A 14878-nucleotide genomic window follows, 5' to 3' on the forward strand; every position below is an offset into this window, starting at 1 on the left:
GCAGCAACTTTTGCAATTGTTCGCTTTAGATTCGCTTGAATGTTTACTCTATGGAATCAAGGTGGGAAAATGTTCGGGAGTCCAACTCCCTCACAACTGTAGCTGTCTTCAGACAGCTTTGGTTTTACAGGAATAGCCCGGTCTTTCAAGGCCGGGCGAAGGCCAACGGCCGGTCAATCTGCTACGACAGCGCCTTCTCAATACGATTCACCAGGGCAGGAATCAGCTCTTCATTTTCTTTATCGGAGTCAGAGAATGGCTCAATCCTCACTGTAGAAAATTCCTGCAGATCGGCCTGTCGGAAACGATCGTAGAGTTCGTGTGCCATCCGGCGATAATTGCCGCGGTAAAGGATGATATTGCCAGCTGACTGATGCAGATCACGGCTGTGAAGCAGATACAAGGTATCAGCTTTAATATTAATATCGCTCGGCGAATCCTCCAGCCACCGTACTTCGGCATCGGGTGCATAATGGCTGTACTTAGTCCCCGGACTTTTGGCAGCCGAATCCTCCGGAGATGAATCAGCAGTTAACACTTTCTTGCCAACAATCTGTTCGATCTGTTTTGCGCTCACCGCACCCGGACGATAAATTTCATAAGGTTCTTTGGAGATATCCAATACCGTGGATTCCAAACCAATTTCTGTTTCGCCGGCATCGATGACGGGAAAATCTTCACCGAAATCTTTTTTCACGTGCTCAGCCTTGGTGGGACTTGGTTTGCCCGAAGTGTTGGCGCTTGGCGCAACCAATGGACCGGCCAGTGCTATAAGCTCTTGCGAAAGCGGATGCTTAGGCCAACGAAGCGCAATGGTATCGAGTCCTGCAGTGACAATATCGAGTACTTCGTCTTTCTTTTGAAAGATCAGCGTAAGCGGACCTGGCCAGAAGTAGTGCATCAGCTTTTCCGCGTCCTCGGAGATTTCTTTGGCAAACTCCCTGACGGTTCTGTATTCTGCTACATGCACGATAAGCGGATTGTCGGCCGGGCGTCCTTTGATATCAAATACTTTTTGTACCGCATCCCGATTCCACGCATCAGCGCCGAGTCCGTATACTGTTTCTGTGGGAAAAGCGACAACGTCGCCTCTTTTTATAAGCTGTACATACCGTTCAAGCAAAGCTGACCTCCTCTTTCGGATGATAGGCAGTCGAAAGTTCCTTGAGAAATTCTGCCGCGGCCTGCAGATTCGGAATTTCGTTGATCACAAATCGGACCTTGTCATCTTTTTGGATTACTTCGAAGCGATCTTCCGCTTCTTTTTGTAGTGCTCGCAGTACCTGCTGGAAATAATTGCCGTAAAACTCTTCACCCAATTCTGAATCGTGCTTCGGACATTCAAGCCACATCCGATCAGAGCGTATTCGTGCCTTGGTTACGAACAGTTTCGAAGCATACAGCTTAATGACGGTAGCAGTGATCAGATTTTGTGTAGCCTCGGGAATAGGACCGAATCGGTCTTCGACTTCTTCTTTCCAATCCCTGATCTCTTCCAGGTCATCCGCTCCGGACAGTTTACGATAGAGATTCAACCGCTCTACATTATCCGAAACATAATCAGTTTTGAGCAGGGCAGGCAGATCAAACTCCACCTGTGTTTCCGGAAGTTCCATCTCTACCTCAACATCATCAAATACATCACTGAACTCCTGCTCTTTAAGTTCTTTAACCGCATCATTCAGTATTTTTTGATACAGTTCGAAACCAAGATCGTTGATGAAGCCGCTTTGTTCAGCTCCCAGGATGTCGCCGGCTCCGCGGATATCCAGGTCGCGCATCGCAATGTTAAAACCGGCACCCAGGTCAGAAAATTCTTCGAGCGCCAGCAGTCGTTTCCGCGCGTCATCGGTGAGCGATTTAATATCAGGTGTAATCAGATAGCAGAAAGCCTTACGCTGGGATCGTCCCACGCGTCCCCGGAGCTGGTGCAGTTCTGCCAATCCAAAGTGATCGGCGCGGTTGATAATCATTGTGTTGGCATTTGAAATGTCGATGCCGTTTTCGACGATATTTGTTGAGACAAGCACGTCAAATTTATGATCGTAAAAATCTTCAATAATATGTTCGAGTTTGCTCGAGCTCATCTGTCCATGAGCAAAACGGACACGCACATCCGGCATCAACTCACGCACCATATTTGTCATAGCTTCAATATTTTTCACCCGATTGTGGATGAAAAACACTTGCCCACCCCGAGAAACCTCCTGGGAAATCGCATCGCGGATTAGATCCTTGTCAAAGCTGTGAATTTCGGTATCAACCGGTTGACGATTGACCGGCGGGGTATTGATAATGCTGAGATCGCGTGCTCCCATCAGTGAAAATTGTAACGTCCGCGGAATGGGTGTCGCTGTAAGAGTCAGTACGTCCACCGTGGCACGATACTCTTTCAGCTTCTCCTTGGTTTTAACCCCAAAGCGTTGTTCCTCGTCAACAACTAGTAAACCAAGGTCGTCGAATTCCACATCTTTAGACGTAAGCCTGTGAGTGCCTACAATAATATCCAGCTTGCCTTCTTTTAGCTTCTTTAACGTTTCTCTCTGCTCTTTACGTGTCCGAAAGCGCGAAATGACATCCACCTTCACGGGAAAATCCTTCATACGTTTGGCGAATGTTTTATAGTGCTGGTCGGCCAGAATAGTGGTAGGTACCAGTACGGCAACCTGTTTGTGATCCATTACTGCTTTAAAGGCGGCACGGACAGCCACTTCAGTCTTGCCGAATCCGACATCCCCGCAGATGAGCCGGTCCATCGGCGTATTGCTTTCCATATCCGATTTAACCGCTTCGATGGCTTCGCGCTGATCGGGCGTCTCCTCAAATTCGAAACGAGCCTCCATCTCGGTCTGCCAGGCGTTGTCGGGAGAAAAATCAAACGCCTCCTGCGACTTACGTTTTGCGTAAAGCTTGATCAGATCGCGGGCGATATCTTTGACCTTCTCTTTGGTCTGTGCCTTCTTGCGTGCCCATTTGCCTGATCCCAATTTGCTGATTCGGGGCTGCGTTCCTTCCTTGCCCGAATATTTCTGGATCTTGTGCAGGCTCGTAACGTTCACATACAGCAGCGAATTTTCCTGATATCGCAGGACAACAGATTCCTGTTCTACACCCCGTACCTCAATCTTTTTAAATCCCGCAAACTTGCCGATCCCGTAATCAACATGCACGACATAATCCCCGATATTGAGATCACGCAACTCTTTAAGTGATATATTGCTAGTATGACGCTTTCGGCGTACTTTAGGCCGATGATATCGATTGAAGATCTGGTGATCGGTATAGACTGCCAGTCCCTGCTCATTAAGGGTGAAGCCTTCATGGATCGACTCAACAGACAGGTGATAACGGAGGTTTTTTGACGGTTCGCCAAGCAGTTCTTCAAAGCGATCACGCTGCCCTTCATTATCGCAGAGGATATAGGTATCGTAGCTTTGCTTGCTCAGCTTCTGGATATTTTCACGCAGCAGTTTAATACTGCCATTAAAGTCGGGCTGCGGACTGGCATCCAGCCGGTAAGACCAGTCGGCTTCATTGTTTTGTGAGAATCCGCCGAGATGAATTTGAGCATGGTCTTGGAGGGATTGTTTTAGGCTTTCCGGATCTACATACAAATCTTCCGGCGGCAAAAGCTCGTCCTTATTCTCACGGTCGTTGTATTCTTCGGATGCTTTTTGAAAACGTTCTTTGATATCCGATTCTATAAACGATCGGTTAATCAGGACAAAAACAGTATCCTCATCAAAATATGAGAGGAGTCCGCGCTTGTTGCCTTCGCTAAGGCTGGAAGCATCCGGTACAAAACGTGCAGAATTTAAAAATGAGATCGAGCGCTGTGAATCGGGATCAAATTCGCGAATCGAATCTACTTCGTTGCCAAAGAACTCCAGCCGTATCGGGTATTCGCCTGAAAATGGATAAACATCCAGAATACCGCCGCGATGGGCGAATTCTCCCGGGTGATTCACAAATTTTACAGGGTCATATTCCTGATCAACGAGTTTCTCTTTCAGACTGTCGATTTCAACGGTATCGCCGTTGGAAATTGTCAGCGATGATTTGTTGAATATTTCCGGAGCTACAATCTTTTCGAAGATAGCAGGGGCCGAGGTGACGAGAACTGACTTTGGATTTGTATTGATTTCTTCTAGCACCTCTGATCGCTGGACCACAATCGAGCTATCGGTAATCTGCTGATCGTCATATGGTTTGTGTCCCGTCGCGGGGAAGAAGCTGGCTTGTTCAACATCCAGTGCTTCCAGATCTCCCTGCATGAACTGAGCTGATTCTGTATCACCGTGAATGACGACTACTTTATCATACTTTTGAGCCAGCTTAGCAACTAACAGCGAAGGGGTTGATCCCACAAAATGATTAAGAAGTATCGCGTTGCGATCTTGGATATTCTTATTCAGATCACGCCACGGAATTTGGGCAGAAAATGTTTTTAAAACGGATTGTAATGCCATGAAGAGGTTAAAGTGCTAGATTGAAACTCTAATCATGCTTAAGATAAGTATTTAAACGGTTCTTTTTGAGGGGTATTGTGATGCGCGTTTTGGGATGCGAGTTACGGATTTCGTTTTCGAGTTGCGAACCACCAGCCAGCGACGTCATCCGGACCTACTCCGGGATCTCGTACAGCAGGAAATATGCTTTGGCAGGACGTACAGAACAGCGGCTTACAATTACAGAAAAGTCAGAGATTTGTGCCAGCAATGGTTTGTTCGAGGGTACAACCCTCTCACAACTATAATAGGCTATTTCACAAAGATCCACAGAGAAGGCACAGAGTTACACTAAGTTTTCGTCAGCCGCGATTTTTTCGGGGGGATAGTGATCATAGCACGAGCGGGCACACGCGCTATGGGGGATTCATTTGAATCTATAGCCAACGATGATTTCATGTTGAGCGGAGTGAGGAACGAACGGAGTCGAAAGATCTTCCGGAAATAGTTCGTAAGTGAATAGGAGGCAACCTTTAGATCCTACGCGCGCCTCGTCCGGGAGATTTCTCGACTGTCGATCGGGAAATCATAATTCATGTTTCGTATGAACAAATCTGCTTACCTTGACGAACCGCTGGTATCATCCAGAGGTAAATACGTGGCTTTTGCCGTGCGAGATTGCGGATCAAGTCCGCAATGACGTCATTTGAGGATCGAATATGTACAGTCATCCAAAAACAGACAAGATGAATTCGACATAGTATTGAAAGTACCCAGAGTCAGCAACTCTCACTCAATTGTTTTTCTGAAGAGAAAACGGTCGGAGACGATACTAAGGATCAGTAGTAAAATTCCCGGAAGCAAAAAGCGGGGATACAGATCCTGATAATCCGTATATATAACTTCTTCAATTTCAGTCTTTTCCAGCTCGTCAATTTGTTCATATATATCTTGCAGGCTTTCGGTATCTGTAGCTCTGAAATATTCACCACCCGTCATATCAGCAATCTGAGTCAGCATTTCTTCATCAATATCGACTTCAACATTTTGGTAACGATTACCGAATATTGGATCCTGAACAGGGTATGGCGCCGTTCCACGCGTGCCGGCCCCAATAGTATAAATTTTAATATTGTAGGATAAAGCAAGATCGGCTGCTGTAACCGGATCAATTTCACCAGCGTTATTCTGTCCATCGGTAAGCAGGATTATAACCTTGCTTTCGGCATTACTTTCCTTGAGTCGATTTACGGCTGTGGCAATCCCCATACCGATAGCAGTACCGTCTTCGACAATACCCATTTCGACCTCGTCGAGCATATTTCGCAGCAACTCATAATCCAGTGTAGGAGGAACCATTGTAAAACTTTGCCGGGCAAACAGCACCAGCCCAATGCGATCGGAGATCCGTTTATTAACAAAATCCTCTGCTACTTCTTTAGCCGCCTCCAGCCGATTGGGCTTAAGATCTTCGGCCTTCATGGAGGTAGATATATCAAGCGTTAACACAATGTCAATACCCTCGGCATCACGTTCTACGGTTGTATTTTGGTACTGGGGACGGGCGATAGCAATTACAATGAGGGCAAAAGCCAGCCACTGCAGAAGTGGCGTTACCCAAACACCATAGGAGCGCCAGTTGCCAGAGATATTTTTCAAATCCGAGGTGTCGGAAAAAGTGAGACTGGGATTTTTTTTCGTCCAGTATTTCCATATCTGATACCCTATGACGGGGATCAGCAGCAGTAATAACCAAAGCCATTCCGGATTTGCCCACGTCATGCTGGTACCTCTTTTTCCTGATTTTCATATTTCTCATAAAATTGCTTGCGCTCTTCTTCTATTTTCGCCTGATGTTTTCGCCTGAGATGTTCTATGCGGGGACCATCTATTTCTCGTGCTCTTTCCAGAAAATTATATGCTTTACTCAGGGCCCGGTCTGCTTGTTTTTGGGTAGGTTTAAACTTGGCGAATTTTACCATATCGGCCTCTTGCAACACAGCACGGGTGTCGGCTATAAGGTTTTCATCAATAGCGCCATTTTTAAGCATTGTCAGTAGTTCTCGACTTGTAGATTCGAGGGCCGGCAAGTTATAGAGCGACTCGTAATATTGTCGGATGGCATCTCCCAAATCAATATAAAATGCCTTGAAATCTTCCTGGTCTTCGAGTTCGGCATCCTCGAGTTCTCTGATTGCTTTTCGAAACTCTTTGATTGGATTAACAAAAGGCTCTGGAGAAAATTCAGGTCGCTCTTTCGATTTTTTCTCCTCTTTTTGCTTTTTCAAATAATACTGATACAGGTAATATCCCGCGAATGCCAGGATGATCAATGCCAAAATATACGGCCACCAGTCAGCAGCAAATTCGAAAATTGGTTTAAGGGGGCGGAAAGAATCCTCTCCTTCAGCAAGTGTGGAGCTGAAACGGACAGGTACCGGATTAGTATAAAGAGTGGTTGTATCCTGATCCTGAACCAAATGGACAGGCGTTTGAGGAAGGGTGGTATCGGACGTTCCGAAAAACTGCAGTTTGTAGACTACACTATCTTTATAAGTGGTAACTTTATATTGATCCCGGGAGCGAATTTCGAACGTAGAGCCGAATTCGGCCGAATCAGGAAAAATAACTTCATCGTATTCTTGATTTCGATCGAGTGTGATAACAAAGTCAAACGTATCGCCAACTCTAAGGGAATCAGTGGGAGCATATTCGGTGAGACCTTGTGCCTGCAAGAGAGTGGGGATAGCACTAAGGAGACCAATAAAAAACAATAAAAGTAAGTTCTGAAACTTCTTTTTCACCACGTAATCCAGCTTATGATTATTAATGCCTGAAACAACGAGTTAAATCCCCAATTGGTATTTAGCCGAAATGGGCGGCTCCCAAAATAGAAAAATCATTCCATTCAGAAAAAGATTACAAAATCTACATTAGAGGAATTTTTGCTGTCAAAGAAGATTAGAAAATATTATTTTCAATCAAATTCATTTCTAAAGCTCATTTCAACGGAACCAATCAGATGCAAAAAATCTTACTGGGGATCTTCTGTGCTGTATTAGCATGGGGATGTCAGCCGGATAGGCAGTCTCAACAAATTGAAACAGAAGTAGAAGAATCCGAACAGACGGATTCCACTGTAGCTCAATCGCCCACTTACGATAATTTCGGAATACAGATCGACAGTCTTAAAGTAGAACAGTACAACGTCAAGCGTAACGAAAGTTTTTACCTGATATTAGATAAGTTTGACTTCAGTTCTCAGGAGATTTACGCAGCTACCCAGAAAGCCAGCGATTTTGTAAATATCAGATCGTTTAAACCGGGACAAAAGTATCATGCTTATTACTCATCCGCTGACAGCAGTGCCGAACTCCAGCATATTGTCTGGGAGCCAAATCCACTGGACTATGTAGTTTTCGACTGGCAATCCGATTCGCTTGAAATTTACAAGGCATCACGTCCGCTTTCGAAAGAGACGGTCCGGGTATCAGGTACCATCAATAATTCACTGTATCAGACAATCAGTAGCAGAAATGCAAGTCCACGGTTAGCATACAGATTGGCCCAAATTTTTGCGTGGCAGATCGATTTTTTTGGATTACGTGAAGGTGATTCGTTTAATGTTGTCTATGAGAAACGATATATCAATGATGAATTTTTAGGTATTGGAGAGATAAAGGCAGCCGAATTTACTCACCGGGGCGACACGTATCGGGCCTATCAGTTTAATCATCCCGAAGCCGATGGATATTATACTGAGGAAGGGGAGAGCGTTCAGAAAGCGCTTCTTAAAGCACCGTTTGAATATAACCAGCGTATCAGCTCGCATTATTCACGCAGCAGATATCATCCTACGTTAAAAAGAAGAGTGCCTCACAATGGTGTTGATTTTGCAGCGCCTCGCGGAACGCCTGTTTTGTCGGTTGGCGACGGTACGGTAACCGAAGCTCAATATCGCGGTCCCAATGGAAATATTGTAAAGGTTAAACATAACAGTACCTATCGAACGGCTTATCTGCACCTGCAGGGTTTTGCCAACGGCATTCATCGCGGAGCCAGGGTAGAGCAGGGACAGGTTATTGGTTATGTGGGCAGCACGGGACGATCAACGGGACCGCATCTCCATTATTCTCTGTATAAAAATGACAGACATGTAAATCCAATGAATGTTGAACTTCCGTCATCTGAGGCCGTGCCAGATAATTTGATGGAGGAATTCAAAGAGGTAAGAAATGAGCTGGAACGTCAGCTAAAAGCCGACGAAGATACAGTAAAAGAAGATAAAAATATCCCGATTATTACGGTCGCAAAGTGACGAAGAAATTTGGCTAAGAGTCTTTGCAAAACCGTGTCACCCTGAATCCATTTCAGGGTCTGTTGCAAAAAGTTGAGTTACTAGCTTTTAAATCTACATGAGATAAAGATGCTGAAGAGATCCTGAATTAAGTTCAGGACAGGGTTCAGCATGACATGGTAGATTTTGCAAAGACCCTAAGATTAATATCGGTGCATTCGCCGGCGGAAAAATGTCATCAGCGGACGAATGTAGGAGGAGTTGGTTTCAAGCTCGATTGTATCGATTTTCATCCGCATAAAATGGTCCCGTAACTTCTCCTTTTTAATCCGGCGTTTTTTCTGATATTCCTGCCGAACCTTTTTGCTGGATGTATCTACGAGCACTTCTTCGCCGGTCTCGGCATCTTTTAGCGGAATTAGTCCAAGATCCGGCAGTTCGTCTTCCAGCTTATCGTTAATAAAGATATTAACCAGATCGTGTTTACGGTTCGTAATTTTCAGTTGCCGGTCATAACTTTCATCCTGGAAATCACTGGCCAGAATAATTATGGCCCGGCGATTCAACAGCCGATTTACGTAAGAAAGAGCCTCACTGATATCTGTACCTGTGCCTTCGGGTTCTGTAGTTAACAGTTCACGAATTAATCGCAGAACGTGCAGGCGACCTTTTTTGGGAGGGATGACTTTTTCAATCTCATCAGTAAATAATATAAGTCCCACCTTGTCACCATTTTTGATAGCACTAAAGGCCAGAACAGCACAGATTTCAATCGAGAGATCCATTTTACTTTGGTTCTTACTTCCGAAAATCCCGCTGGGAGAGATGTCCACACAAAGCATCAGTGTTTGTTCACGCTCTTCTTCAAACTGTTTAATAAAGGGATCTCCGGTACGTGCCGTAACATTCCAGTCGATCTGGCGAATGTCATCTCCGTAGGTGTACTCGCGAACCTCCGAAAACTCCATTCCTCGTCCCTTAAAAGCGGATTGATATTCGCCGCCGAAAAGGCTGTTTACCATTCCCTTGGTACGAATCTCAATTTTACGGACTTTTTGGAGTATCTCTTTCGAAATCATATGGCGTTATCTTGGCTGAAGACTACCCGGAAGGATAGGATAATTATAGGGTATTTAAAAGTTGATGCGACAAATTACTATAAATAAGAAGTTAACAATATCGTAATAGTTCGATAATATTTTCATTAGCTGCCTTCCTTGTATTAAAAAAGTACTGTAAAAGTTTAAAAGTTTGCATGATCAGCATATGATAATTGGCAGTGAATTCAGTGAAAAATACTATCAATACTTAAAAGTAATTGGCAATCTTTCTGAAGGGGATATTTCAAAGAAAATTTCTGTTCAGGATATCAACGCAAAGTTAAAATTAAACCGTGCTGAAATAAAAAATATTCTCGAATATTTTGAAGGACTCGGGTACATAGAGATCGTTTCAATCGGCGGACCTTGGTTATACGGTCATGTCAGGATTAAAGAAGCCGGTTTACAAAAGTATCGGGAGCTGCAAAACTAAGTTGTGTGGAGATATAATATTTCTACACTGTTATTTCATTTTTTTCGGAAAAATTACCTACCTTTGGCACGGATTTTATTAAAGGAAATACTGCTAACAAAACTATTATATCCATGATTATAGGTGTACCCAAAGAGATAAAAACACACGAGAATCGCGTGGCATTGTTACCCGGCGGAGTAACAAAAATGATAGATAACGGTCATACCGTATTGATTGAAAAGGGAGCCGGTGAAGGAAGTGGTTTTCCCGATGAGGACTATATTGGAGCCGGCGCTGAAATTGTAGATGATGTTGACCAGCTTTGGGATCGTGCAGAAATGATAATGAAGGTGAAAGAACCGATTGAAGAAGAGTATGATCGACTGCAGGAAGATCAGATAGTGTTTACCTATTTCCACTTTGCAGCCAGTCGGGAACTGACAGAAGCTGTAGCCGAATCGAAATGTGTGGCTATTGCCTATGAAACGGTGGAAAAACAAGACGGTTCGCTGCCGCTGTTAATCCCGATGAGCGAAGTAGCCGGCCGTATGGCAACGCAGGAAGGAGCTAAGTATTTGGAAAAGCCAGAAGGCGGTAAAGGAATTTTGTTAGGGGGTATACCTGGTGTTAAACCAGCCAATGTTCTGGTTATCGGCGGAGGTATCGTGGGTGTTAATGCAGCCAAAATTGCGGCTGGTATGGGCGCCAATACTACAATTATGGATATCGATATGTCGCGCCTGCGATATCTGGATGATGTGATGCCACGAAATGTAAATACGATGTATTCTTCGAAAGCTAACATTAAAAGCATGCTCCCCAGTGCGGACATGATTATCGGAGCGGTGTTAAAACCCGGAGCAAAAGCTCCTCATTTAGTTACTCGTGATATGCTGGCCGATATGCAAAAAGGTTCGGTCTTGGTAGATGTCTCCATCGACCAGGGAGGTTGTTTTGAAACTTCAAAACCTACGACTCATGACAACCCGATCTATCTAGTGGACGATGTGGTTCATTATTGCGTATCAAATATGCCGGGAGCAGTTCCATACACTTCTACCCTGGGCTTGACCAATGTCACTCTCCCATACGCAGTAGATATTGCCAACAAGGGTTGGGAAAAGGCGTTGGATGACGATCCGGAACTAAAGAAGGGCCTGAATATTGTTAATGGCGAAATTGTCTATCGTGATGTAGCTAAAGCTTTTGAGATGGATTATTCCAGCATCGACAATTTCATTTAATCAGGACATACCGTCCAAAGCCGGATATTCAATCGAATATTCGGCCTTTATTTTAATTAGCATTACTGTGCTGCCCACTCTGCTTTTTGGGATGTACAAAAATCCAAAATATTTTCTTAGCTGATCAGTTATAACTTATTGAAATACTTGACAATAGCATTGTTGATATTTTGGTGTATAACTTGTTAATAAGAATTTTTGTTTACCATAAGTCATCCCATTATATTTTCGAAACATTACACTGATAATAGTTTGCACAGATTGTTTACATGGGTAAGATAATTTCCATAGCTAATCAAAAGGGTGGCGTTGGCAAGACGACGACGGCTATTAATCTTGCTGCCAGCCTCGCGGCAATAGAACATACCACACTTATTATTGATATTGATCCCCAGAGTAACACCACCAGTGGGTTGGGGATTGAGGCTAAAACAGTATCACACTCAATTTATGAAGTTATGGTGGGAGGGGTGGATGCCACCGATGCTGTCCGTGAAACCGAACTGCCCTTTTTGGAGCTTTTACCATCTCACATCAATCTGGTAGGCGCAGAAATTGAGATGATTGATCGGGAACAGCGCGAGCGAATATTAGAAAAAGCGATTACTGATCTCAAAGATCAATACGATTTCATCATCATTGATTGCCCGCCTTCGCTGGGCCTACTTACGATAAATGCGCTTACAGCCTCCGATTCGGTACTGATTCCCGTTCAATGTGAATATTTTGCGCTTGAAGGATTGGGACAGCTGCTGAATACGATAAAAATTGTGCGTCAGCACCTGAATACGGATCTTGAAATTGAAGGTGTACTTTTAACCATGTACGACACGCGTACACGGTTATCGGACCAGGTAGCTGAAGAAGTACGCAAATATTTTGACGACCGAGTGTTTGAAACAATTATAAAGCGTAATGTACGGCTGGCGGAGGCTCCCAGTTTTGGCAAACCGGCATTATTGTATGATTCAACCAGTGTGGGAGCGAAGAATTATCTTGCTTTAGGACGCGAAATTATTCGCAGAAATAAGAAGCTTTTCGAAAATAGCCCCGTATTTGCAAGTAGTTAGGGTGATTATATTATGGCATCAAAAAAAGTTTTAGGACGTGGTTTAGGAGCTTTTTTCCCTGAGTACGAGGATGAGGGGGAACAGCCCGAGGGAAAGAAGGGTGAAGCAGCTGACAATGATAAAGAATCGCCGTATGTAGATCCGAAGCAGCGTGTGAATATTGTTTTACATGTGCCGGTAGATAACATACGACCGAATCCGCATCAGCCGCGCAAAGAATTTAATGAGGATCGACTGGATGAACTGGCGGATTCGATTGATAATCACGGCCTTATCCAACCTATTACCGTTCGATACATTGGTGAAAAGCGCTTTGAGTTGATCAGTGGTGAACGACGACTTCGGGCTTCCAAACTGGCAGGACTGGAAGAGATACCGGCTTACATCCGCGAGGTCAATGATGATGATATTATATCATATGCCCTTATCGAGAATATTCAGCGCGAAGATTTAAATCCCATTGAGGTAGCACTGGGTTATCAGAGATTGATCGAAGAAGCCGACTACACCCAGGCCGAGGTGGCCGAACGTGTTGGCAAAAACCGGTCTACCGTTACTAATATGCTGCGACTACTGAACTTGCCGGCTTTTATTCAGGCTGGTCTCAGAGATAGTAAAATTTCGATGGGGCATGCCCGGGCGTTGATATCGGTAGAGGATGAAGAGGATCAGGAAAAAATTTATAACAAGATTATTGATAAGGGGTATTCCGTTCGAAAGACTGAAAAAGCAGTTCGGGCGTTGAATAAGCAGGAAAAGGAATCCAAAACAAAGGATCAGAAAGATGAGGACAGCGCTTTTCTGAAAGAAATATCTAACCGGCTGCGGCGTACATTAAGTACCAAGGTAAACATCAAGTCAAAAAAGAATGGTGGCGAAATACGTATCGAATATTATTCGGATGAGGAATTGGATCGCCTGCTCGATCTTTTCGATTCTATTTCTTAGTCTGTCCATTCTTCTGATTGCACCATTTAAAATTGTGGGGCAGTCGTTAAGCACTTCGTCATTAGAAGACTTTTCACATAAAAACAAAAAGTCCTATTCGGCGTCATCGCCCACATTTTATTATCAGATTCAGGATACGACCGAAGAGAATTTGAACGAAGATTTACCCGATCCCACTTCGGTCCTTTACAAGTCGATGATTATGCCGGGATGGGGACAGATTGTTAATAAACAAGCCTGGAAAGTCCCTGTCATCTATGGCATTTTAGGAGGATTGGGTTATTATAGTGTACATCTGCATAAAAAATATCATGATTATCGTGCGGCTTATTATAATTTAAATCCGGAAACTGAAAATGATGATTTACGGTTTGGGCCAACGCCGTCATATATTCCGGAGAATGCTAATCTTGAGCAAATCAGAACCCAGCGAAACACTTTTCGCAATAGAAGAGATTTAGTATATGTAGGGTTGGCGGTAGCTTATGGATTAAATATTGTAGATGCCTATGTTTTTGCACATATGCGCTCATTTGATGTTTCTGAGGATTTGAGTATGCGACCGAGTATTAAACCTGAGATAATGGCTCAACGTACACCCGGTATCACATTATCTATCGATTTAATTAAGAAGTGACATTGATTATGGAAAATTCCAACAGAAAAAATAAAAAACTGAAAGTACCTGATAATTTTCGTGATAGTCACGAAGGTGATGTTTGGAGTATCTTTAAAATTATGGGTGAATTTGTAGAAGGGTACGACAAGCTTTTCAAGATTGGGCCCTGTGTTTCTATTTTTGGATCAGCACGCACTAAAGAAGGAGAAAAATATTATGAAATGGCGCGTGAGACAGCCCGTAAAATTACCGAGCAGGGGTTTGGTGTTATAACTGGCGGCGGTCCTGGAGCTATGGAAGCAGCCAACAGGGGAGCCCAGGAAGGAGGTGGCAAATCAGTAGGCCTGGGGATATCTCTGCCTCATGAGCAAGGGGTCAACTCCCATGTCGATAAAGATTATACTATAAATTTTCATTACTTTTTCGCACGAAAGGTAATGTTTGTGAAATATGCTCAGGGTTTCATCGTTTTTCCTGGTGGCTTTGGTACACTGGACGAATTCTTTGAGGCCTTAACCTTGATCCAAACACAAAAGATTAATCCATTCCCAATTGTGTTAATTGGCAGTGATTATTGGGGCGGTCTTGTAGACTGGATAAAAAATACGATGATACAAAACGGCACAATATCAGAAGATGATGTAGACCTCTTTCAATTAACAGATGAACCTGAAGAGGCGGTAAGTATAATTTGCGACTTTTATCAGAAACATACACTTAGCCCGAATTTTTAAGCA

Annotated in this window: 12 protein-coding genes; 7 read left to right on the forward strand and 5 right to left on the reverse strand. The window is 43.9% G+C overall.

Going from position 1 to position 14878, the window contains the following annotated elements; translation table 11 throughout:
* Nucleotides 1-181 precede the first annotated feature (181 nt).
* The 4 genes from ACT3ID_RS05690 to ACT3ID_RS05705 form a co-directional block, all read right to left on the reverse strand.
* Nucleotides 182-1123, reverse strand: a complete 942-nt coding sequence (locus tag ACT3ID_RS05690; RefSeq protein WP_491541029.1) for an L-threonylcarbamoyladenylate synthase — start codon at nucleotides 1121-1123, stop codon at nucleotides 182-184.
* Nucleotides 1116-4469 (reverse strand): transcription-repair coupling factor, encoded by a 3354-nt coding sequence (gene mfd / locus ACT3ID_RS05695; RefSeq protein ID WP_491541030.1) that lies wholly within the window; start codon nucleotides 4467-4469, stop codon nucleotides 1116-1118. Before mfd ends, ACT3ID_RS05690 begins: the two co-directional genes overlap by 8 nt.
* Before the next feature lie 768 nt (nucleotides 4470-5237).
* Nucleotides 5238-6230 carry a vWA domain-containing protein gene (locus ACT3ID_RS05700; protein WP_491541031.1) on the reverse strand — a complete coding sequence of 331 codons (993 nt, stop codon included), beginning with the start codon at nucleotides 6228-6230 and terminating at the stop codon, nucleotides 5238-5240.
* Nucleotides 6227-7252 carry a hypothetical protein gene (locus tag ACT3ID_RS05705; protein WP_491541032.1) on the reverse strand — a complete coding sequence of 342 codons (1026 nt, stop codon included), beginning with the start codon at nucleotides 7250-7252 and terminating at the stop codon, nucleotides 6227-6229. Before ACT3ID_RS05705 ends, ACT3ID_RS05700 begins: the two co-directional genes overlap by 4 nt.
* Before the next feature lie 218 nt (nucleotides 7253-7470).
* On the opposite strand from ACT3ID_RS05705, the gene ACT3ID_RS05710 reads away from it, so the two are divergent.
* Nucleotides 7471-8766, forward strand: a complete 1296-nt coding sequence (locus ACT3ID_RS05710) for a M23 family metallopeptidase (RefSeq protein ID WP_491541033.1) — start codon at nucleotides 7471-7473, stop codon at nucleotides 8764-8766.
* Between the two features lie 182 nt (nucleotides 8767-8948).
* Here ACT3ID_RS05710 and ACT3ID_RS05715 read toward each other — a convergent pair whose 3' ends face one another.
* Entirely contained in the window at nucleotides 8949-9824 is an 876-nt protein-coding gene (locus tag ACT3ID_RS05715) for a DUF58 domain-containing protein (protein WP_491541034.1), read from the reverse strand.
* Between the two features lie 172 nt (nucleotides 9825-9996).
* On the opposite strand from ACT3ID_RS05715, the gene ACT3ID_RS05720 reads away from it, so the two are divergent.
* The 6 genes from ACT3ID_RS05720 to ACT3ID_RS05745 all read left to right on the forward strand — a co-directional run bounded on the left by ACT3ID_RS05720 (nucleotide 9997) and on the right by ACT3ID_RS05745 (nucleotide 14875).
* Nucleotides 9997-10278, forward strand: coding sequence for a hypothetical protein (locus ACT3ID_RS05720; RefSeq protein ID WP_491541035.1), 282 nt, complete (start codon nucleotides 9997-9999; stop codon nucleotides 10276-10278).
* Nucleotides 10279-10391: 113 nt separating this feature from the next.
* Nucleotides 10392-11504: an alanine dehydrogenase gene (ald, locus tag ACT3ID_RS05725; protein ID WP_491541036.1), complete on the forward strand. Its 1113-nt coding sequence runs from the start codon at nucleotides 10392-10394 to the stop codon at nucleotides 11502-11504.
* Between the two features lie 269 nt (nucleotides 11505-11773).
* The gene (locus tag ACT3ID_RS05730; protein WP_491541037.1) at nucleotides 11774-12574 is read left to right on the forward strand and encodes a ParA family protein; all 801 of its coding nucleotides are present in this window, start codon (nucleotides 11774-11776) and stop codon (nucleotides 12572-12574) included.
* A 12-nt stretch (nucleotides 12575-12586) separates the two neighbouring features.
* Nucleotides 12587-13522 (forward strand): ParB/RepB/Spo0J family partition protein, encoded by a 936-nt coding sequence (locus tag ACT3ID_RS05735; protein ID WP_491541038.1) that lies wholly within the window; start codon nucleotides 12587-12589, stop codon nucleotides 13520-13522.
* Entirely contained in the window at nucleotides 13476-14159 is a 684-nt protein-coding gene (locus ACT3ID_RS05740; protein WP_491541039.1) for a DUF5683 domain-containing protein, read from the forward strand. The genes ACT3ID_RS05735 and ACT3ID_RS05740 overlap by 47 nt, the downstream gene beginning before the upstream one ends.
* An 8-nt stretch (nucleotides 14160-14167) precedes the next feature.
* Nucleotides 14168-14875 carry an LOG family protein gene (locus ACT3ID_RS05745; RefSeq protein WP_491541040.1) on the forward strand — a complete coding sequence of 236 codons (708 nt, stop codon included), beginning with the start codon at nucleotides 14168-14170 and terminating at the stop codon, nucleotides 14873-14875.
* The last annotated feature ends 3 nt before the right edge of the window (nucleotides 14876-14878 follow it).

The organism is Fodinibius sp. GM108, from assembly GCF_058386985.1.